Source organism: Paenibacillus sp. N22P23 (assembly GCF_059383735.1).
In genome coordinates this window covers 817,193-838,666 of record NZ_JBXENT010000001.1, presented here as the reverse complement: position 1 = coordinate 838,666, position 21,474 = coordinate 817,193, and the positions used below count along the sequence as shown (strand labels likewise).

At 48.0% G+C, this 21,474-nt stretch carries 21 protein-coding genes; 4 read left to right on the top strand and 17 right to left on the bottom strand.

Annotated elements, in window-relative coordinates:
• Positions 1 to 148: 148 nt before the first annotated feature.
• The 15 genes from AC506A_RS04175 to aroA all read right to left on the bottom strand — a co-directional run bounded on the left by AC506A_RS04175 (position 149) and on the right by aroA (position 14,733).
• Positions 149 to 466, bottom strand: a complete 318-nt coding sequence (locus AC506A_RS04175; RefSeq protein ID WP_495459709.1) for a MocE family 2Fe-2S type ferredoxin — start codon at positions 464 to 466, stop codon at positions 149 to 151.
• Positions 466 to 1,557, bottom strand: a complete 1,092-nt coding sequence (locus AC506A_RS04170) for a fatty acid desaturase family protein (RefSeq protein ID WP_495459708.1) — start codon at positions 1,555 to 1,557, stop codon at positions 466 to 468. The genes AC506A_RS04175 and AC506A_RS04170 overlap by 1 nt, the downstream gene beginning before the upstream one ends.
• A 64-nt stretch (positions 1,558 to 1,621) precedes the next feature.
• Positions 1,622 to 2,647, bottom strand: a complete 1,026-nt coding sequence (locus AC506A_RS04165; RefSeq protein ID WP_495459707.1) for a LacI family DNA-binding transcriptional regulator — start codon at positions 2,645 to 2,647, stop codon at positions 1,622 to 1,624.
• A gap of 92 nt (positions 2,648 to 2,739) precedes the next feature.
• Positions 2,740 to 3,642 carry a sugar phosphate isomerase/epimerase family protein gene (locus AC506A_RS04160; RefSeq protein ID WP_495459706.1) on the bottom strand — a complete coding sequence of 301 codons (903 nt, stop codon included), beginning with the start codon at positions 3,640 to 3,642 and terminating at the stop codon, positions 2,740 to 2,742.
• A 31-nt stretch (positions 3,643 to 3,673) separates the two neighbouring features.
• Positions 3,674 to 4,768 carry a Gfo/Idh/MocA family protein gene (locus AC506A_RS04155; RefSeq protein WP_495459705.1) on the bottom strand — a complete coding sequence of 365 codons (1,095 nt, stop codon included), beginning with the start codon at positions 4,766 to 4,768 and terminating at the stop codon, positions 3,674 to 3,676.
• Positions 4,769 to 4,804: 36 nt separating this feature from the next.
• Entirely contained in the window at positions 4,805 to 5,785 is a 981-nt protein-coding gene (locus AC506A_RS04150; RefSeq protein ID WP_495459704.1) for an aldose 1-epimerase, read from the bottom strand.
• 298 nt (positions 5,786 to 6,083) lie between these two features.
• Positions 6,084 to 6,995, bottom strand: coding sequence for a phytanoyl-CoA dioxygenase family protein (locus tag AC506A_RS04145; RefSeq protein ID WP_495459703.1), 912 nt, complete (start codon positions 6,993 to 6,995; stop codon positions 6,084 to 6,086).
• A 131-nt stretch (positions 6,996 to 7,126) separates the two neighbouring features.
• Complete coding sequence (locus tag AC506A_RS04140) at positions 7,127 to 7,720, bottom strand: pentapeptide repeat-containing protein (protein WP_495459702.1); 594 nt, start codon at positions 7,718 to 7,720, stop codon at positions 7,127 to 7,129.
• Between the two features lie 47 nt (positions 7,721 to 7,767).
• Positions 7,768 to 8,793, bottom strand: coding sequence for a DUF2332 domain-containing protein (locus AC506A_RS04135; protein WP_495459701.1), 1,026 nt, complete (start codon positions 8,791 to 8,793; stop codon positions 7,768 to 7,770).
• 138 nt (positions 8,794 to 8,931) lie between these two features.
• A complete protein-coding gene (locus AC506A_RS04130; protein WP_495459700.1) occupies positions 8,932 to 9,735 on the bottom strand; it encodes an ABC transporter permease in 804 nt (267 codons plus the stop codon).
• Positions 9,736 to 9,737: 2 nt separating this feature from the next.
• Positions 9,738 to 10,547: an ABC transporter permease gene (locus AC506A_RS04125; protein ID WP_495459699.1), complete on the bottom strand. Its 810-nt coding sequence runs from the start codon at positions 10,545 to 10,547 to the stop codon at positions 9,738 to 9,740.
• Complete coding sequence (locus tag AC506A_RS04120; protein WP_495459698.1) at positions 10,544 to 11,572, bottom strand: ABC transporter ATP-binding protein; 1,029 nt, start codon at positions 11,570 to 11,572, stop codon at positions 10,544 to 10,546. The genes AC506A_RS04125 and AC506A_RS04120 overlap by 4 nt, the downstream gene beginning before the upstream one ends.
• A 128-nt stretch (positions 11,573 to 11,700) precedes the next feature.
• The gene (locus AC506A_RS04115; protein WP_495459697.1) at positions 11,701 to 12,270 is read right to left on the bottom strand and encodes a GNAT family N-acetyltransferase; all 570 of its coding nucleotides are present in this window, start codon (positions 12,268 to 12,270) and stop codon (positions 11,701 to 11,703) included.
• A 43-nt stretch (positions 12,271 to 12,313) separates the two neighbouring features.
• Positions 12,314 to 13,369 carry a chorismate synthase gene (gene aroC / locus AC506A_RS04110; protein WP_495459696.1) on the bottom strand — a complete coding sequence of 352 codons (1,056 nt, stop codon included), beginning with the start codon at positions 13,367 to 13,369 and terminating at the stop codon, positions 12,314 to 12,316.
• Between the two features lie 17 nt (positions 13,370 to 13,386).
• A complete protein-coding gene (gene aroA, locus AC506A_RS04105; protein WP_495459695.1) occupies positions 13,387 to 14,733 on the bottom strand; it encodes a 3-phosphoshikimate 1-carboxyvinyltransferase in 1,347 nt (448 codons plus the stop codon).
• Positions 14,734 to 14,842: 109 nt separating this feature from the next.
• Here aroA and AC506A_RS04100 point away from each other — a divergent pair, with 109 nt between their 5' ends.
• Positions 14,843 to 15,739, top strand: coding sequence for a LysR family transcriptional regulator (locus AC506A_RS04100; protein ID WP_495459694.1), 897 nt, complete (start codon positions 14,843 to 14,845; stop codon positions 15,737 to 15,739).
• Between the two features lie 50 nt (positions 15,740 to 15,789).
• Here the strand turns inward: AC506A_RS04100 and AC506A_RS04095 are convergent, their stop codons facing one another.
• Together AC506A_RS04095 and AC506A_RS04090 are read right to left on the bottom strand one after the other, a co-directional pair.
• Positions 15,790 to 16,413, bottom strand: coding sequence for a polysaccharide deacetylase family protein (locus AC506A_RS04095; RefSeq protein ID WP_495459693.1), 624 nt, complete (start codon positions 16,411 to 16,413; stop codon positions 15,790 to 15,792).
• Between the two features lie 86 nt (positions 16,414 to 16,499).
• A complete protein-coding gene (locus tag AC506A_RS04090; RefSeq protein ID WP_495459692.1) occupies positions 16,500 to 17,336 on the bottom strand; it encodes a phytanoyl-CoA dioxygenase family protein in 837 nt (278 codons plus the stop codon).
• 580 nt (positions 17,337 to 17,916) lie between these two features.
• Between AC506A_RS04090 and AC506A_RS04085 the strand changes: the two genes are divergently transcribed.
• Genes AC506A_RS04085 through AC506A_RS04075 form a run of 3 tightly spaced genes read left to right on the top strand, consistent with a single transcriptional unit; the run spans position 17,917 to position 21,454 of the window.
• Complete coding sequence (locus AC506A_RS04085) at positions 17,917 to 19,248, top strand: spore germination protein (RefSeq protein ID WP_495459691.1); 1,332 nt, start codon at positions 17,917 to 17,919, stop codon at positions 19,246 to 19,248.
• On the top strand, positions 19,245 to 20,354 hold the full coding sequence (locus AC506A_RS04080; RefSeq protein WP_495459690.1) for a GerAB/ArcD/ProY family transporter: 1,110 nt from the start codon (positions 19,245 to 19,247) through the stop codon (positions 20,352 to 20,354). The genes AC506A_RS04085 and AC506A_RS04080 overlap by 4 nt, the downstream gene beginning before the upstream one ends.
• Positions 20,351 to 21,454: a Ger(x)C family spore germination protein gene (locus AC506A_RS04075; RefSeq protein ID WP_495459689.1), complete on the top strand. Its 1,104-nt coding sequence runs from the start codon at positions 20,351 to 20,353 to the stop codon at positions 21,452 to 21,454. Before AC506A_RS04080 ends, AC506A_RS04075 begins: the two co-directional genes overlap by 4 nt.
• Positions 21,455 to 21,474 lie beyond the last annotated feature (20 nt).

Sequence of the window (21,474 nt, the reverse complement as noted above, 5' to 3'; positions counted from 1 at the left end):
TCATTTGGTTTGGGCATTGCATGTGCACCGTTACAAAACCATCATAGCAATGAAATTTTAGGAATATATTAGATGTTTATTAGATTTATAACTTTATATAAAATAAAACCCGCCAATTATTGGCGGGTTTATATTGCTAACTACACTTTTAAATCAGAATAAACACTTTGTCGTCTTCTACTTTAACCGGATAGGACTGCAAATCCACACAAGCCGGAACACGTACGGCTGCGCCGGTAGTAATGTCAAAGCGACCGTTGTGCTTCGGACATTCAACCTGCTTCCCCATCACAAGTCCCTCAGACAGATGGTACTTCCCATGTGTGCAGAAACCGTCCGTCGCGTGATAATCCCCTTTATCTGAACGGTACACAGCGAAGGAACGATCGCCCTCGTCGAAGCGGATAACATCTTCGACTTCAATTTCATCAGCATCGCAAACTTCTACCCATACATGGTTTGACACTATGCTTCACTCCTTGTTTGATAGTCCATATTAGGACCGTAGCGATAAGGAAGGGCTGTTTCCGGTAGCGGCTTAACGACCACATAAGACGGATCTTCCTTCTGCTTGCGAAGCGCGCCGACGACTTCTTTCAGTGCTGCCCAGAGGCTCGGACGAGCTTCCGGACAATCTGACTTCATGACTTCATGCAGCTTAGGCAAGGCGTGGAACGGAACCATTGGGAACATATGATGCTCGGTGTGGTAATTCATGTTCCAATACAGGAAACGGAATACCCGGTTCATATAGATTGTCCGTGTATTAAGGCGATGATCCAACACATCTTCATACAATCCAAGATGTTGTGTAATCCCGAACGTTAGAACCAGCAAACCACCGTAGAATGAAGGAAGAATGATGAACATAGCTGGCAGAATACTGCCCATATAAATGCATGCTGCAACAACAGCTAGAATAATCAGCATGTAAACACGTGCTTCACGGTACACTTTATAGTGCTCGGATGCCGGAATATAGTCTTTCTCTTGCTCATCCAGCTTGCCGAACGTGTGCAGGATGAAGCTTTTGATGGCAAGCGGGCCGCCGTACAGATGGAAAATTTGCATGTAGAGGATTTTCCAAACTGGCGGTCTAGCAGTAATGATCTCCGGATCGCGTCCAACGATGATCGTATCGGTATGATGACGGGCATGGCTCCAGCGCCAAGGCGTTGCCGAACGAAGTACAAAGAACGAAGCAATGTGGTAAACAACATCATTCATCCAAGGTGTCTTAAATGCTGTACCGTGTCCACATTCATGCCAGCGGGAATCCCCTGGTGTCGCATAAAGCAAACCGTACAGGAAGAACGCCGGAACGGCCCACCATGTGCCCCAAGATTGATAAGCAAGGAAACCAAGGATAATCAGTCCGCCAAACCAGATCAGCGTATCTCGAATCGCCGGACCATCCTTCCTCTTCATCAATTCCTTCATCTTCGCACGAGGGATTGGGGTTTGATGCCATTCTGCAGAAGCAAGACCTTTCTCATCCGCACGCTTACTCTCGATGCCTTTTAAACTGTAGTCTCTTCGTTGTACTACAATTGCCACTCTGACCGCCTCCTTGTTTATTTATATTCGTGCGCGGGCACGAAATTCCCCAAAAAAGAAAGCCTTACAGGCTCTCGGGAATATAAATATGTGTCTCTGTATAATGATGTTCGGACTCCGGCTGCTTCCCTGCAAACACATGATCAAACAGGATGCGCAGCGACAAATACCCTTGCCTCTCCGGATTCTGCACAATCGTGAAATCAATAATCCGCTCACGAAGACCCTGAATAGCCGGCGGAATTAAGTCATTGCAGACAACACGAAGTGTGCCTTCTAGGTGATGATGTTTGATTACGTCTACACATGCGCCAATATCGCCTGTCGCCATGTAGATGCCACCGATGTCTGTATGAATACGAAGTGCATGGTCGAGCTGCGAATACGTATCTGCGTAACGGTCGAAACCTTCGATGACTTGAAGCACTTCCAGCTTATTTCCATGTTCTGCGAGTCCTTGCTTGAAACCCTCGACCCGTGAACGATGCGCATGGAACTTCAAGTTACCCGTTACAATCAATACTTTGGCATTAGCCTGCAGAACTCGGTTCATCAGACCAGCAGCAACCATCCCGCTCTTATGCAAATCCTGTCCAACGAAACAAATCCGTTTGCTAAGCTCGACATCCGAGTTGAAGGTAACAATCGGTACGGCCCGTTCGGCAGCGTAATCGATGCTCGCACGGATCAATTCATCGTCCATGACGGAGAACATAATACCGCTAACGCCTGCTTCAACTAACTCGCGAATGGCAGCTGCGCCTTCTTCAGGACTCTGATTATCGACGAATCGATACTCCAAACGGACGCCAAGATCCTTGAGTTCATCTGCCGCAACACCGATTCCGTTACGAATCGCTTCAAAGAATTGAATTTCTTGCGGCGGCATAATAATGCCGAATACAAGAGGTTTCTTCTGATAAGCTAGCGCTTTAGCTGCAATATTAGGCACATAATTCAATTCAGCTACGATACTAAGAATCCGATCGCGAACCTCTGGTTTCACGCCAGGCCTGTCATTAAGCACCCGGTCAACTGTTCCTCGCGATACCCCTGCCTGCTTGGCAATTTCTCTAATGGTTACGGTCATAATTCGCTCCTATTGCCCAGCTGTGCTCGGGCACCTATTATTATAGAGCGAATGAATTGTTCTCACAAGAGGTATTAACCGAGAAATTATGCTTATACACCCACTGATTTGAGTTTATTGTCAAGGAACGTCTTCGCACGCGGAATGTCCTCTTCTTCCAGATGCTCAATGATGATCGGAATGTTCGGGTGAAGCTTCGCCAAACGCTCCAGATACAGATCGTAGTTCAAGTTGCCAAGACCCGGAGCTGGCAGCTCAACTGCGCCTGCGCCACGGAACGAGTGGGATTCAGAAGCGTCAATATTCGCATGCTTCTCCACTGTATCTACGGCCCGCATGCAATCTTTCGCGTGCGCGATTTTGACTTTATCGCCAAGGGTATTGAAGATGCTGTTCAAAGTGGCGTCGATATGGTCAATATTGCTGTCCGTGAAATAGTTAGTCGGGTCCATCAGCAAGCCAAGACCAGGATGATTAACGTCCGAAAGCAAACGCGACACTTGTTCGACAGAACCGATAACGTTGTTGACATAGTTCTCGATTAAGAAAACAGAGCCGTTGTCATAAGCAAATTTAGCCAGATCTTCAATTGTACGCGCAACTTCCTCGTACGCTTCTTCCGTGCCGTTCTTCTCATCCCAAACCCAGTCACTCTCTGTATTGAAAGTACCGGTTTCACTTACCACATATGGGCTGCCAAGGTCACGAGCGAACTCGAGAATTTTCTTGACGCCGTGGACGTTCTGCTTGCGTTTAACCGGATCCGGGTGAATCAGGTTCGTATATCCGGAGATACAGACGATCGGCAAATTTGCATCACGGAATGCATCGCGAATCGTGCGGCATTTCTCTTTGGTCAAGGAATCGAAGGAAAGATCCATGTCTTTGAAAGCCAAGTCGAGCTGCACACAAGAGAAACCGTCTTTCTTCATTCTTGCGATCGATTCCTGAAGCGAATAAGGATAATAAGCGTTGAAAATACCGACTGATAACATAGATAACAACCTCCACGAGTTATATTGATAATTAAAATAGTTCCGAGAACTTAACCGTTCTGCCTTCAGAAATGGACTTGTAGCAAGCGTCAACTGCAGCCATTGTTCGCAGGTTATCGCGTCCGCCGATTTCCGGCTCGCTGTTTGTTTCCACGGCACGCAGCAGTTGCGCCATCGTTCCTTGGAATGCGTCAGGGAACCAAACTTGATCCCATTCTGGGCGAATCCACTCGTTCGGCGCTTGGCGTGTTGTGAATGCAAGCGTGCTTGGAGAATGCTCCGGATAACGGGGCCAGCCTATCGTACCTGTAGCCATGCCATCCAATCCTTCCACGCGCCACTTGATGTAAATATCCTTCTCCGTGCCTTCGCCCGGCCAAGCCCATACATCATCCAAGCTCGTCGCCATGAGCTCGTCCGCATATTGGAACGTGTATTGCGAAATGCCGTCGATATGAGAGAACTTCGTACGCGGATCTCTGCGCGTGACGGCTGTAATCTTCTCAGGGTCGCCGAACAAGTAGCGGAATGCATCAATATGATGAATACCCATGTTGAGAATTTCGATTTGCTCATACTGCTCAAGGAAGCCCTGCCAATGCGGAATCGCACGCATCTCAATTGTTGCAAGTACAGTTTGTCCCAAGTATCCGCCTTCAAGAATCGCTTTCAGCGCGCGGATAGATTGGTCATAGCGCATGTTGGAGTTAACGGCGATTTTGATCCCTGCTGCTTCGCAAAGCTCGACGATTTGGCGCGCTTCTTGTGAATTCATCGCAAGCGGCTTCTGGCACAGAATGCCTTTAATATGCGATTGCTTGACCGCTTCGCGCACCACATCCAGCTGGCGATCTGGCGGCAGAGCAATATCCAATATTTCGATCTCAGGATCGCGCACAAGCTCTTCCCATGTACGGTGAACCTTCGGGATGTTACGAAGCTCAGCAACGGCCTTCGCATTCTCATACGTACGGGACGCAATGGCAACCGGATTAAATCCCGCATCGCGGTAAGCAACCAGGTGGCAATCCCGCATAATAAAGCCGGATCCGATACATCCTATCCGGTAATCCATCCGTTTAGGCATCTCAGGTCGAATGATGGTTTGAAAATCAAGCTGTTTCATCCTTGTGTCCTCCTACGTTTCCTTGATTTTGATTTATTATTCGATCCAAAGTGAAGTTGTTATCCTGCGCTCTTCTCCTGCTTTTATACCCTGTGCACCGGTTAATTCTTGCTCATAAGGAAGATTGAATGCGTCCGTTACATAGGTATAAGGCTCGATCGAGAAGGCTTGATCCCAGTTCGGACGGAACAGAAGCACGAATGGAAATTGCGCGTCGAGTTGATAAGCAATTGTATAACCTGCATTAGGAAGCACAAGGCGATTGATATAATCCGATTCTGGATCGATGGTTAGCAGCGTGCAGCCGAGCTCCGGATAATCAGCTAATTCAATTCCTTGTCTAATCGCTTCGCTCAGCTTCGTTACCGCTGGAGTTCCCGTGACGAACGATAAATTCGTGATCGGCCATTCCACTTTGGCAGGAACCTGAAGCGTAAGCTTGGGGTCGCTTTCATATGGCAGCGAGAAGTAAGGATGCAATCCATAAGCGAATGGTGCTTCATCTGAGCCTTCATTCTGAATACGGCTATCCATAACCAGCTTGCCGCCAAGCAGCCGGTATGTAATTGTAAAGGTTAATGGATGAGGAAAGTATTCCAGGATGTCTGGGTGGTCCACGTAGCGCAGACGGCTTGTAACCCATGCTCCTTGTTCATCTGTGGCACCGCTATCAAGCACTTCCCATGCTTTGACGCTTAGTTCCCCGTGCAAATGATAGTCAGGCGGTTCATTAATTGGAAAATGGTACGTACGATCTTGAAACGTAAATGTACCTTTGTTAATCCGATTAGGTGGAGACAAGACCGGTGTTCCATACTTTGAGCTGGCAAACTTCTCGTTCTTCAGCGTTTCTAAACTTATGGAAGTCTTGATGATTTCGCGTCCGTCAGTCTTAAAGCTGTACAGATTATTGCCAACTTCCGGCAGCAGTTCTGCGATACTTTCGCTTAATGAATCAGATAACTTAATAATCGTTAAGCCATCTTGCTTGAGCGTTTCAACTGCGTATCTGCTCATGTTCTCCCTCCGATGGTCCGCGGGATCGCGTGTTTGAGTCCGGCACCTTGGGAACGGTTTCAATCGTTATGTGCTCGGGCACATTTGATTATATACCGAGTATTCGATATTCACAACAACAATTTATTACCCGGCATGCTCCCTATAGAAGCGAAACGGAGGCTCCATGAATGAGCCTCCGTTTATCATGTCGTCTATTAAAGCTTCGTGCAGAATTTCGTCGAGTTTCTGCTCATGCCTTGTTCAAATCTCGTTCGTAGATGCTGCATTCACTCCTGTTCATGAACCCATTTCACTGCTAGAGCTGGAGTGCACGTTTGATGCTGAGCTCAAGCGGTGAATACGCACTCCCGTCTCTTCGATCGAAGTTCATCCGCTCTTTCAACGGAGTCGTTCGATTGCATAAGAATCGCGTTGCCCCACTGTGATTTTGCGAAGAGGTATGATAGAGAAAAGGATGGCATAAGAAGACGTCACCAGGTGATGAAGCCGCCTCCTGGACGCGAAGCTTTGTTCCATGCTCATCGGTGTACGTGTTCGTCATAAACTTCTCAATCCGATTCGCCCCCGGTAAGAATGAATCGTCTGCCCTTCCGGTAAGAGCAGCCATCCAAGGATGCCATGTATTACACTCGTCAATCGCTTCGTGTGGATCCATCCCTTCCGGCTTCGTTGCTAAGTAACGAGCGACAACTTGATGAGAGCCTTCCGCGATCAGCGTTCCACCGCCTTGAGAGCCGATTTCCGAGAAGATGCACAGACAGAGCAAGCCTTGATCCGGCGCATCAACGTAATGGCGAAAATGCGATCCATCCCAGTGCCACCCCGTTGCCGGGACACTCCATGCTTCGTCTGCGCCTAGATCGAAATTAACCGGCCACCAGCCCCATCCCGGATAATTCCGATCCGTTTCTCCGTTCCATAGGACCTTCTGTCTCCAACGGTCCGGTCCGATCAGATCCTCGATGGCATCGCCAAGCCGGTCCGTATGGCATTGATCAAATGCCGGGCTTCGGAAGTTCTCTTTCATAAACATTAAAGGTGGTTTCCATGTTTCTTTATCATTCCGATCGATTTCATAGCGTCTTAGCTGCTCCCACAAGAAATCTTGGCATTCCAACGCCAGTGTTCTCGGGAAAGCTTCCTCCACCTTGACCCAGCCCAGCTCCATAAATTGCTCAATCTGCGAATTAGTCAGCACCTTGTTCATCTTGGTTCATGCCTCCCATTACTGATTTTTCCATAATTGAAGCGCTTTCTCCAATATAACAGGCGCATAGCCATTTTCATATAAACAATTTCGAACATAAAAAAAGCCGCGATACATCGCGACTTCTCCAATCAATCTTCATCGATCACAATATCCATGCAATACAGGAGGTTTAGCGCTTCGGGCAGCATAAATTTCGCTTGGCGAATCCGATTCCGGCTTGGATCGATCTGGTAATTCACCGCATGGGAGAGGTCAGCTCCCGTTAAATTGGTATCACCAAACACGCTTTCCGTGAAATCCGAGCCTCTCAAATTCGCTTTCGAGAGATCCGCCTCTCTGAAATCGACATCCTTGACGGAACAATTCGTGATCGTCGATTGCGGAAGCGCAACTCCAATAAAGGTCGAGTGATTTAATGTGCATTCTTCAAATTTGAGCAGGTTTGGCACCGTGATTCGAGGCCATTCCGCCTCCGTCCAATTGACGCCAACCAGCTTAGACTGCATGAAATGAACCTGCGAGAACTTGCTGTCAGCTACTTTCATGAGGTTCAAATCGCAGCGGATAAACGTGCAGCCGGTAAACTTACATTCATCGAAAACCGTCTCGCTAAACTCGCAATTCGTGAACGTACAATCGTGGAAATGGACGGAGATGACTTCATCTTTCGTAACTTTGATATCCTTAAATTGCTCATCGAAATATTCGCTTTCCGTGAACATCCCAGTCACCTCCTTGTTTCAAAATACGGGTATCCATGATCTCTGAACTAGAGTTTCCAATTCAACCACCTGGCATGCCCATCTGTTTCAGCAAGTACCAAGCTCTGGAGCTGGCCTTCTCGATCGTAATCAAGATGCAGATCCGGATCCCACATATTATTGTAGAGGTGATAGACCTCTCTTGTCTGCCCCATTACACGAATTTGTTCGAACAATTGGTGTTTATCCGCAAGGCTAAATTGATTAGCCACATGCGTATGAAAGATACACAAGGCATGATCCTCCGCGATCGTTGTTGCGACCTCTTCCATACATACCAATGCATTGCCTTCTATCAGTTGAACGGCTTGCTCGTCAAAAATGCTTACCGCCTCTTCGAAATGGTTAATCCGCACCTTATGTTCCGGCCAAATTAATGCCTTCATCCATAGCAGATCTTCCGAATGATGGAGCTGATTCACATGAAGATCAATACCTATTCTGGACGTTACCGGTGGACTATCCGCATAGAGGAACGGAATGTCCGAACCGCGAAGTGACGAAGACAGTGTGAATTTCGAATGTTGATTCCCAAAGTATCCATCGACACCATCATAGGAGTACCTGTATTTATCCCAAAATAACTGCAGTCCGGCGCTCGTTCCAATCTCAATCAAAGCAAGCGGCTTGTTCGATAGCGCGTAGATGTGGCAGAAAGCCGGATACAAATACGTACATCGACGGACCTCATTTGTCTGAGCAAGCTTCGATGTCAAAAGTTGAACAAGCTCGTCTCGGTGGAGCAAGCAGAAATCCTTGAAGGGTTCAAAAGCAGCTGCAGCGTCTTTCGGATTCGGTACAATACTCGCATAAAAATTGATCAAGTCATGCTCGATGCCACTCAGCAGCAAATAATGTACAGCACCTAGAAAGAGATTCGGGATAGGCTGCCCTTCTCTACTTGCAGCGGCAATATGCAGTAATTCATCGTCTTCCGCGATGCGTGTGGAAAGTTGCTCATATAAGCTGCTTGACCTTTTGCACTCCTTCTCGGCAAATCTATTGAAGCTCTCGGAAATGCTCGAAATCTCCATACGCCAACCCCCTACAATGATCGCTCAGTTAGAGTGTAACACTGCGGATCGATAAACAGAATATTCAATATTTTAACCTCTTAATAAGTATTATTTATCAACAAAAAGACTGCCAGAAGGCAGCCTTGAGGAAATCTCCTAACTTCCCGTCCCTTGATACTTATTAAGTCCACGATTCCAAACCGCGTAGGCGAGCAAGAACAGCGCAAGTCCGACGACTGGCGCAACATAAGGCAGAATCGGCGAGAACAGAGTCTCCCCCGTCTTGTTCAAGATCAGCTGTGATGGATAGAAGTTGACGAACGCATAGGGCACGACGAAGGTAACAAGGATGCGAATAAACTTGCTGTAGATCGATATGGGATAATCCATAAACGAACGTATCCCGTGTACAACCATGTCCATCAATGCACCGGAACGTGTGAACCAGAAGCACATGGAGCCGGTAATCACGATAAAAGCAGCTTGCACAAGTGTTGCCCCGATTAAAACAACAACAAGGACGAGCAATTCGGTGACCCCCATATGCACGTTCAGATGGTTGAAGCACACGATAAACATCGTAATCCCGATAATGACATCACCTAAGTAGAAATGGCCGAAAGTCCGTATAATCATATGGATGAACGGGTTGACCGGTTTAACAAGCATGACATCGAACGTGCCCTGTGCGACCATGTCTTCTACCTCCCACATCTGGAACGAGAAGAAGATCGAAGCTAATCCGAACGTAAACATATTCATCGTATAAATCAGCATGACCTCGTACATTCCCCAGCCATTGATCGTGTTGAAACGGTCGAGCATGACCCAGATGATCATGAAATTGACGATATGTCCCATCGCGAAGCCGAGGAAATCCAAGTAAAACATGATGCCATATTCCGATTTACTTTTGAAATAAATCGGAATAAAACGGGCATATAATTTAAGAAACCGCATGTTCAGCCCCCCTGCACGACCAGTTTTTTCACCGCACTCGCCCACATTCGCCGTTCCAGTAGAAGGAGTGCGACGATCCAGCCCACCTGCTTCAAAATAACGAAGCCAACATCCATCAACCCCGTTGTTTTGCCTAAATACACGGAGATGGGATCGTAATAAATCAATCGAAACGGCAGACAATAGGAAATTGTCGTCAGTGTTCCGGAGAAGAACCATATTGGGATAAAGGCGCCGGAGAACAATCGAATCAGCCCGCTAAGCAGCACGTTAATTTGCCAGACGAGTACATACCAGAAAGCTATTAAACCGATGATGTAGTTGATGAGGAAGTTGAGTAGAAATGCGTTGACGAGCATAATCGCGAAAGCCACCGCATTCCAGCCGGTCGGCAGCTCTAATCGAAAGAAGTACAAGCTTATCAGAAGGAGCGGAATGAGTTCGAAGAGTACTCGGAATACGTTCTGTCCAAGCGAATGAAAGAAGGCGACGAAGCGAAAATTGACCGGCTTTAGCAGCTCCATCGCAATTTCGCCGTTTCTTACTTTCCCCCCGACCCAGAAGATGACATTATTCGTGGCGAATACCGAGATGAACGAGCTGATCACCACATAAGTGACCATTTCCTTCACGGAAATGCTGCCTGCGCCTGAATCGAGCTTCGTTTGTCCTGCAAATACGGCATACCAGATATAGACCTGCACGAATACCTTAATTAACTGGCCAAATAGGAACATAAACACTTCCATACGATAGGCCATGTTTTGCCGAAGTGAATTCAGGGTCATTTCGCGATAGAGGGCAAGTCTCATGTGAGAACACGCTCCCGATCCGCGGCAGCCTCAAGCGGAAACTGCTGCACGTACATCGTTCGTATGATCTCCTCGATGTCGGTTTCCTTGACGACAAAGTCTTTCACTTCGTACCGGTCCATAATCCATTTAATCAGCATCGAAGAATTGATCAACTTCTTATCATAGACGATCTGCGTCTTCTTGCCGTCTACACTGCAGCTTGTCACACCGAGTTCGCTCAGCTCATGGGATGAATCGAATACACGATCGGTTTCCACAACCATCTGCTCGCCTGTGCCAAAGTCGCTCTTCAATCGCTCTAGGTTCCCGTCATACATCAGCTTGCCTTGATCAATAACCATGACTCGACTGCAAAGCTTCTCAATATCAGACATATCATGCGTTGTGAGTATGACTGTCGTACCGCGATCACGGTTGATTTCGAGAATAAAGTTGCGAATCTTCTCCTTGACCACAACGTCCAGCCCGATGGTTGGCTCATCCAAATAAATAATATCCGGGTCATGCAGCAGCGCCGCACATAAGTCCGCCCTCATTCGCTGCCCGAGACTGAGTTGTCGGACGGCGACATGTTTGAACTCATCCAGACCGAGAATGTCCGTGAAACGTTCCATATTCTCGTTGAATCTAGCTAGTGGAATATCATACATGTACCTCATCAATTTGAGCGAATCAATGACTGGTGTATCCCACCACAGCTGTGTTTTCTGACCAAAAACGGCGCCAATTCGCATCGCGTTCAGCTCGCGATTCTTATAAGGCTCGATGCCGTTTACGATAACCCGACCACTTGTTGGCACTAATATTCCAACTAACATTTTGATGGAAGTGGATTTTCCTGCCCCGTTTGGACCGATATACCCCACAATCTCCCCTTTGTCGATCGTGAACGAAATGTCATCTACGGCCGTCTTGGTTTCATACTCTCGGTAGACAAGCCGTTTGACATTGTTCCAGAGCCCTTCTCTGCTCTTGTTACGTTTGAACTCTTTACGCAAATGTTCCACTTGGATGACAGCCATACAATCCCTCTTTTCTCAACTGAAAAGACTAATGACTCCTATCAATTCTAGTAATTACCAGGCAGTGAATCGATTATCATATGGGCATTGCTTCCAAGTCAATCAAAAAAAGAGAAATCAACGACGCACTACTCCATCGTTGATTTCTCTTGCAGCAATTCTTCATAGTCACTCTTCGTGAGTCCATAGATAAACTCATCGTGATGTTTGCCTTTGGTGAATATCATGTCACGCAGTCGGCCTTCTTGCTTGAAGCCCAGATGCTCCTGGAGAGCAATAGAGCCGCTATTGAATGCATAAACATGGGCATTGGCTTTGTAATATCGAAGCTCCTCGAAATAATAACGAAGGATCAGCATAACCGATTCAGACGCATAGCCTTGACGCCAATGCTCGCGAAATATTGCAATGCCGTACTTGAATGTGCCATTTCTCGGGTCACAATTGCTCGTACACATACTCCCGACAAGCACGCCTTGGAGTGTCTCAATGGACAGCCATATATTATCACCTTCCAACGGATGGTCGACCTTCTCCTCCGCCCATGCCTTCGTACCTTCCTCGGTTCTTGGAAAATGAATCATATCGCAGAGCCGAGCACCTTCAGAATCGTGATCATTCTGATGATAGTCCTCCCAATCGCCGAATTCCAGCGGCCGCAGTCTAACTTTACTGCCTTCCCAAATGTAGGATTTCATGGTTGCTCGCCTCCTGTTCTCAGGCGTATCGTACCATTTTTCCTTAGCCAAGCATAGCCGCTTGTCGTTTATACATATCCTCCACGACTAGGCATGCCATGGCTTCTACAACGGGAACGATTCTCGGACAAATACATGGATCATGCCGGCCGATCGTCTGGATCTCTTGTTCTTCGCCGTCCACGTTGATTGTCTGCTGCGGCACCGATATGGAAGATGTCGGTTTGACGCTGACTCGAAACACGATATCCTGGCCGTTGCTGATCCCGCCGACAATGCCACCTGCATGATTACTGAGAAAACCGCTGCTGTTCATGCCGTCATTATGCTCACTGCCCAGCATCACAGCCGCTTCAAAGCCTGCGCCAAATTCGATCCCTTTAATCGCGCCAATGGACAGCATCGCCTTCGCCAGCTCCGCATCCAATTTATCGAAGACAGGTTCGCCAAGACCCGGCATCACACCGCGAATCCGGCACTCCACGATTCCGCCGCAGCTATCGCCTACGGAAGCTAAGTGCTCGATTTTGTGAATCATCGCTTTTGCTGCTTCAGCGTCGCAGGCACGAACCGCATTTTGCTCGATGACGGTTTCATCGAAGGTTTCGCATTTAATGCCGCCGATCTCGCGTGAGTATGCAATGACGTCAACACCGCGTCTCTCCAGCAGCTTGCGTGCAATCGCACCTCCGGCTACACGGGCCGCAGTTTCTCTGCCTGAAGCACGCCCGCTGCCGCGATGATCGCGAATGCCATATTTCTGCAAATACGTAAAGTCCGCATGACCGGGGCGAAAAGCATGCTGAATGGAGCCATATGCTTCCGGCCTCATATCGTGATTATGCAAAGTAATAAAGAGCGGAGTGCCTGTTGTCTTGCCTTCAAACACGCCCGACTCGATGTGAACGATATCATATTCCTTGCGAGGCGAAGTCACGGAAGATTGTCCTGGTTTGCGCCGATCCATCTGCTTCTGGATGTAAGCCTCGTCGATTTCAACGCCTGGCGTGACACCATCTACGATGACGCCAACTGATGCTCCGTGTGATTCTCCGTAGGTCGTGATTTTGAAACGTTCACCGAATGTATTGCCTGCCATCTTGTTGGCCTCCCCCATTAATAGTCGACTTGAATACCAAGTCCAGCCAGCTTCTCGAAGTAATCCGGGCATGTCTTGGATACGCAGCCAGGATCGGAAATTCGGATATCGTGAACACGCAGACCAATTAGTGAGAGCGCCATGGCCATGCGGTGATCGTCATGAGATTCAACCAAGGTCGGCACCGGCATGCCCGGATAAACGGTTAAACCATCTTGATGTTCTTCTACGCGAATTCCCAGTTTAGTAAGCTCTGCACAAATCGCAGCGATACGATCACATTCATGATGCCTAATATGAGCAGCGTCCTTTAACGTAATGGGACCATCAGCGAAGACAGCCATTGCTGCTATCGTAAGTGTCTGATCGGACCACTTCTTCATGCTTAACGTGAAACCGCCTTTGATACTCTCGGTTCCCTGTACCTCCACGAAATCCTCACCATATGTGATCGAGCATCCCATCTGTTCTAATAGTTGCAGCATTTCGATGTCCGGCTGACTTGTACGACTTGCTTGGATCCCTACTGTCCGAATACGGCCTCCGGTCAGCGCTGCAATAGCCCAGAAATAACAGCAAGTTGAGACATCGGGTTCTAACTGATAAGTCCGTGCTTCATAGTTTCCTTGAGGAACCGTGATGGATTGACCATCCGGAGACACGACAGCTTTAATGCCGAAGTCAGCCATCATATCGAGGGTCATTTGAACGTAGTCCCTTTGAACAACTTCTCCATCAATACGGATCGTTAGCTGTTCCTTCGCATATGGGGCAGCGATTAACAATCCACTAAGAAATTGACTAGATGTGTTACCGGGTATCGTAACCTCACCGCCATTAAGACCGGATGCGTGCAGCATGTAGGGAAGACTATGTTCGGTAATCGAATATTCGAATTTGGCGCCGAGCTTTGTTAATGAAGCGAGCAAAGGAGCTTGCGGTCTCTCACTCATCCGTTTACTGCCGCTCACCGTCCACTTGCCATGACCGATCGCAAGGGCACCGGGCAGAAATCTTGCTACCGTACCCGCTGCGCCGACATACAGATTCGCTGAAGTATTCGGCCACACTCCGCCACAGCCTTCAATCGAAGCCGTTTCTTGCTGGACAACTGCAGCTACGCCAAGCTTCTTTAATGAATCAATACACCAATACGAGTCATCACTCTTGAGGATGCCTTGCAGCTCGGATTTCCCTTTGGCAAGTGCAGCGATAATTAGTGCCCGATTCGTAAGACTCTTACTGCCAGGCACACGAATCGTGCCATGAACCGCTGACGTTGGAGGACTGATTCTTACCTCCTGTCGATCGTTATTAGCCGACCACGGAGAACGCGCTTCGTAATCCGGATGTACCGTTACCATTTCCGTCCACCTCATTAGGAGTAATTGATCTATCCCGATTATAATGAGATACTTGGAATAAATGAAATCGGAATATTGAATCGTTGTCATAAAGGTGGTCTATGTCAAAATGATCAATTTAGAGTGGTATCGCATCTTTCTACATACGGCACGTCACCGAAATCTAACGAAAGCCGCGCAAGAGCTGCATGTCACACAACCCTCTGTTAGCTACGCCATTAAGCAGATGGAGGAAGCGATGGGGGTGCAGCTATTTCACCGTTTATCCAAAGGTGTCGAGCTCACAGACGAAGGCCGAGCACTACTGGACTATGTCGAGCAATCGTTCTCCATGTTGGATTCCGCGCAAAAGCATCTGCACAATCTGAAGCAGCTTCATGCCGGTGAAATTCGGATCGGCGCAAGTGATTCACTCATTAAGCATCTGCTGCTGCCACAGCTTAATGCCTTTCATAAGGAGCATCCGGGCATCCGAATTCGACTCTCCCATGGCAAAACGCCTGACATCACTCGGCGTCTGATGGACGGTGACATTGACTGCGCGATGCTCCATATGCCCATACAGAATCCACAGCTGCTTATTCATACGATGGCAACGATTGAGGATTGTTTTGTCGTTGGAGAGGATTATACGGGGCTGGCGGAGCAGACACTTTCCATTCATGAACTGGCTGAGCTGCCTTTGATCTTGCTCTCGCCGGGCAGTAGTACACGCATCTTCGTGGATCAATGGTTTGCTGCGAAAGGCGTTACGGTGAAACCGGATATTGAGCTGGGCAGCGTCGATTTATTGGCGGAATTCGCACGATTAAATTATGGGGCGGCTTTCATTAGCCGATCATTTGTAGAAGAGGAACTGCGCAGCGGAAGGTTATTGGAGCTAAGGCTGAACGTGCCCCTTCCATCTCGGAGCATTGGTTTTGCAGTGAGGCGCGATAAGAGGCTGTCCGTTGCAGCGGAAAGCTTCGTGCGTACAATTCGAGAAAGCGGAATGAGGAATGCTTAAAGGCTGCCTCGGCGGTATAGCTTGGTTTGGCAGCCTTTGGAAGTGTAAGGTTATTTGATCTCTGCAGCAAGTAGTTCACTTATTGTTACAAGCTTGTATCCTTGTTCGATTAGCTCCGGCACCAGGATTTGAATAGCCGCAAGCGACTGCGAACGATCTCCGAATCCATCATGGAATAACAGGATACTTCCCTCTCGAACCTCGGCACGAGAGACATTCACGATGTGTTCGGTTCCCGGCATGTCCCAATCGCGGGTACCCAGATTCGCAGCGTGTATGATGGGATAACCGAATTGCTCGCATACGGCGAGCAGGTCGTCGTTGTACTCCAGATATGGCGGCCGAAACGTGGCTGGGCGTTGTCCGGTGATGTCGATGATGAATTGCTCAGCGCGTCGAAGTTCCTCTGATTGCTCCTCTTTGGTCAGACTCGCCATATGCGGATGAGAGTAGCTGTGATTGCCGAACTCATGCCCTTCCTCGTCCATTCGTTTGGCGACATCAGCGTATTTTGCCATATTCGTCCCCTGCACGTAGAAGGTTGCTTTAGCTCCATATTGGTTGAACACATCCAGAAACTGCGGCGTCCATTCCGGATTCGGTCCATCGTCGAACGTAATTGCGATCAGCTTGTCCGTTGTTTTCACTTCATTGTAAATGTGTGCAGCTCCCACTTTGATCTCTCCCTTACCGGATATAAAAAGACTACAAAAAAAAGGACTACAAAAATCATAACGATTTTGTAGTCCTTCTTCAATGTTTATTCGTGTGTTGGCTCGATAACCGGGTAGCCGATTTTCTGCCAGCGGAATAGGTGCTTCGCACGATCCGACATTTTCTCGTACGTTTCAACCGGAATTTGAACGCGGTTATCGCGGTCCATTGCGCTGTAGATCAGTGCAAGGTTCGGACGGATTTCGTCGCTGCGGTTTGGTGTTCCACGGTGCCACATGCGAACATCACGAAGCAAGATTGAACCTGCAGGCATATGAACTTTCATCGAATTCATATGCGGTGCCAGGTCTTCTGGATTCGGGCCGTTAGGACCGTAGTAGTTATCTGGCAGCAAGTGCGTGCCGCCCGGCCAAATTTCCATTGGGCCATTGTTTTCGTGAACATCGACGAGCGGAATGTTGAACACGAGATCCGTGATCGGCAGATGCGTTGTGCACAGATCGCCGAAACGTGCGCCGTAATCCGGGTGAACCGGCTGCGCTTTCTGACCGCCAGGCAGCGATGTGTTCGATGAGAACAACGTTACGGAATAGTCTTTGCCAAGAATACGATCCATGATGGATAGAGCAAATGGGTGCTCGATGACCAAGGAATCATTAAACGGCGCTTCGAATGGAAGGAAAATACCCAAGTGGTTTGTGCCTTCGTTGAAGCCGGTTTTATTCAAATAAATTTCTTTACCGTGTTTATCGACGAACCAGTTCATAGCGTCTGTGAACGCTTTCTTAAGTTCAGCAACTTTCTCCTTCGGCAGAACGCCTTCAAGGATAACATATCCGTTTACACGGATCAGGTTTACAGCAAGCTGAATTGATTCTTCATTAAGGGTTAGGGTGTCAATTTCATGTTGACTAACTTTCACAATGATTCACCTCGCGTAATGGATGTCGATAGTAGACTGCTAGTATCTTTTCTAAAATATCACTTTTGAATCAGAAATACTAAACTTATCCTCCGATTGATGCATCACATTGCAAGGATAAGTCTAAATCGGTGCGAATTCCGCTCCATAAGCGAGGAAGAATCGGCTTATTTTGACCAATCGGTTCACTTCAGGTGCATAGTGCCTGTCTGTACCGAGAGTCTTGGATTAGTATGGCTGTATAGCAGTATATCATTCATATTTTCAACACTTTTTGGGGGAATCTGCGCAGTATACTTTTAGCTGTTAAGTATGAATGGTTCCCAATTTAGTATCCCAGCAACCTATCTTCGGTTGCGTATCCTTAAATTTGCAAGGGATTATAATGTAAGCGTTTGATCGGTTTAGTCTGTCATCGGATATGCCGATCTCAACTCACAAACTAGCCTCTCCACTTTATCGTGGAATTGGCACTCCCAACAATGGGCATATCGACCGAGCGGCATTCAACTCCATTTTCCCTCCCAATACATGCATTCCTAAATACTGGTTATCATAACACCGAGAAGGAGGGATACGTATGCCGACCATTGATATTGCTTCGATTCGAGAGTCCCTATTTCATACTGACGATTTAATCATTCGAGAGCTGAATATAGGCGGAGACAAAGCCGCCCTTCTATATCTGGAAACGATGTGCGACAAAGCCAGAATTGAACTTAGCCTGCTTAAGCAGTTAAAGCGTGAATCTAGGGATGGGCAAGCAGCGGTCCACATGGAAGAACTGCTAACCTCTACCAAAGTAAAGCCGTGCCTCTCGGTGCAAGATGCTGTCGGCGCTCTGCTTGAAGGCAGCGCCATAATCTGCAGCGAAGCAGCGGGTCTCTGCTACAGCTTCGATGCCAACCTGCAAAACAGTCGCTCTCCCGAGGAGCCAGTGAATGAGCGGTCCTTAGCCGGTAATCGAGACGGCTTCGTTGAGCATTTGCAGACAAATCTAAATCTGGTTCGCAAACATTTGTCTACCGGTGAACTCAGAGTGCGTTATTTTAAGCTTGGCAAGAAGGCCAACCGTCTAATCGCTTTGGTATGGTTGGATGGAACTGCCGATACGGGTATCGTAAATGATGCAGCAAACCGTATATCTGCTTTGTCAACATCACACGACTTGCACCCCGGCCTAATTCGGAAGCAACTGCGGGAGAGCAAGCATTCCATTTTTCCGCAAACTTTGAGCACGGAACGCGTCGATTTCGCGGCCGCTCTGCTGGCCCGCGGAAGAATTTGCGTCCTTTGCGACCGAAGCAGTTCATGCCTAATCCTGCCTGTTTCCTTTTATACGTTCATGTTGACGGTAGACGACCTTATACAAGGCACTGTGCCCTCGTTATTGATGAGGATGGTCAGAGTAGTTGGATTGCTATTTGGCTTATTTCTGCCAAGTCTTTACATCGCGATTGCAGGGTTCAATTATGAAGTCCTTCCGTTCAAAATGGTTTTTAGCGTCAAAAGCTCCCTGGAAAACGTGCCTTACCCCCCGATATTTGAAACGGTGCTCATGATTATGATTTTCCAACTCATTGCTGAGGCCACTCTCCGTCTGCCCTCGACGCTTGCCCAAATGACGGGGATCGTCGGCGGTATCATCATCAGTGAGTCACTCGTTCAAATCGGTTTCGTGTCCAACATCCTCATCGTTGCCATCGCTCTTACGACGATCGGGAAGTTTGTAATTCCATCCATAGAACTACGCTCCTCAGCGACGCTTGCGCAGTTCGTACTTATTTCCGGGGCAACATTCTTGGGCTTTTACGGTATTGGGTTCAGTTTTGCCGTCATCCTTATCCACTTCCTTGCCTTGGAACCATACGGCGTACCGTACTGTTTGCCGGTCAGGAGCTACAAACCATGAAGTCCGTGAAACTGCCCATCGGTCCCGTTCAGTTGTTCTGCCTGCTGTTCCAAGCGCAATTCGGCCTTGGAGTCTTATCCCTCCCGCATGCGGTTAGCGCCGATGCCGGGTCGGACGGCTGGATTGCCTGCCTGTTCGGCGGTTTATTAAATTGCATTCTATTGATCTTGATCTGGATGCTTAGCAAGCAGGACAGAAGCCAAACCGCTTTCCAAATGCTGTTGCGGCTGGTTGGCCCGTATTTAGGGCGCTTATTCATTCTGGTGTTTGCTGTTTATTCGTTTATCGTGTGTTATGAAGCCCTTGCGAATTGGATTTATATATCGCATATTTGGGCTTACCCAAATACGCCGGCCTGGCTGCTGGCACTGCTGCTCATAGGCGGATGCACCTACCTTCTTTCCAATCCGCTGCGTGTTTTCGCTCGCTTCGCTGTATTCGCCACCGCGTTCGTTCCGTTATTCATCGCGCTGATCTGCTATTCGCTCAAAGATGCCGAATTGGACTTCGTGATGCCTATATTTTCGGCTGGCCTAGGAAAAATCGGCTACAGCACTTGGCAGAGTATGATGTCGTTTGTTGGCGTCGAAATTCTTTTGGTGCTATCCCCTTGTTTTCAGATGCCTTCTAAAACGGTCTTGCGCGTTGGGATATTGTGCAATTTCACGATCACAGCCATCTATATGCTCTGTGTGTTCTCTTCAACGGTCATTTTCAGTTCCGAAATGCTCGGTTTCATCCGCGAGCCGCTTCTGTTTCAGTTCAAAACGATATCGTTTCAGCTCATCGAGCGGACGGATCTCATTGTGATGACCTGTTGGATCCTGTTTATTATCACTACATTATCTACCTATCTGTTACTGTTTGTGTCCTCGTTGACTGCAATCGCAAGTCCCATGAAGAGAATCAGACTTCCGGCGCTTATCGTGAGCGCGGTTATCTTGGTCGTGCTTGGACAACGGGAGCTTAGTCTCTCGGAATTAAACCGCCTCCAAAGCTTCGTCTCCCTTTATGCGCCGACTGCTGCATTCGGGATCCCGGCAATGATGCTGATGATGGTCTACCTTAGAAAATGGCTGTCAGGGGGGAAAGGGGTTCGAACATGAAGCCGTACATAAGAAGCATGCTCCTGGTTTTCATCGTTCCATGGTTGACCGGATGCTGGGACCAACGCGATTTGAAGGAGATACGGATCGAGGATGTTGAAGCCTTCGATTTGCTCGAAAATGGGAAGATTCGGTTCACTATTTCCATTCCGACCATTAAGTCAGCGGGCCAATCCAAATCATCGGTCGTAGTGCCAAGTATCGGCGCTGAAGGCAGGACGATCAACGAGGCCTACCTGGAAATCAAGAAGACAGCTTCCCAGGACCTGGATTTCGGGAAAACACGCGTCATACTCGTTAACAAACGATTGGCACGAAAAGGCTTGTATCCTGCGCTGGAATCGTATTACCGTGAAGCTCACAGTCCGATCAACGTCAAAATGGCTATCGTGGATGATTTCGCAAGCAAGGTACTGCAGTTGAAATCGGAAGATCGATTGATGGCAAGTGCGTATATTAGCGAATTACTTCAGAGTGGCGAAGAGAACGGGCTGATTCCGAAGGCATCACCTTATTTAATTTACTCGATGCTAAAGAATCGCGGTCTTGACGCTACGATTCCAATCGTCAATCCAGAGGGCACAGATCGAGCCAAACTAACCGGACTTGCCCTCATCCACAACACGCAGATGACGGGCGAGCTTGACAGCAAAGAAGCTATGCTATTCATTATGCTCTCGAAATTTAACCCTAATTACTTCACCATCACCGAGAAGGGTACCTCCCATAACGTGTACGTCTCATTGTTTATGAGCCGAGACAAGCGTAAGATTGCCGTCACAAACCACAATGGCGCCGTCAAGGCAGTTATAAGTGCCGACTTTACTTGTGACCTGGTAGAGGTGCCCGAAATGGTTCACGTCGATGAAAAAATGCTGAAGAATATCGGCTCTCGCTTGGAGCAAAAGTTGAACGAAAGTGCGAAGGAAGTCATTAAGGAGCTGCAGCAAGCCAATTGCGACGCCTTAGGAATCGGATTGGAAGTAAAAGCGCATCATTACCGTTATTGGAAAACAATCCAATGGGATAAGGTCTATCCCGAAATGCACATCGAGCCGAAAATTACCGTAAACGTCGTCAAGAGCGGCGTTTTGGAGTAAGGCAAATCCGACATTTCGAA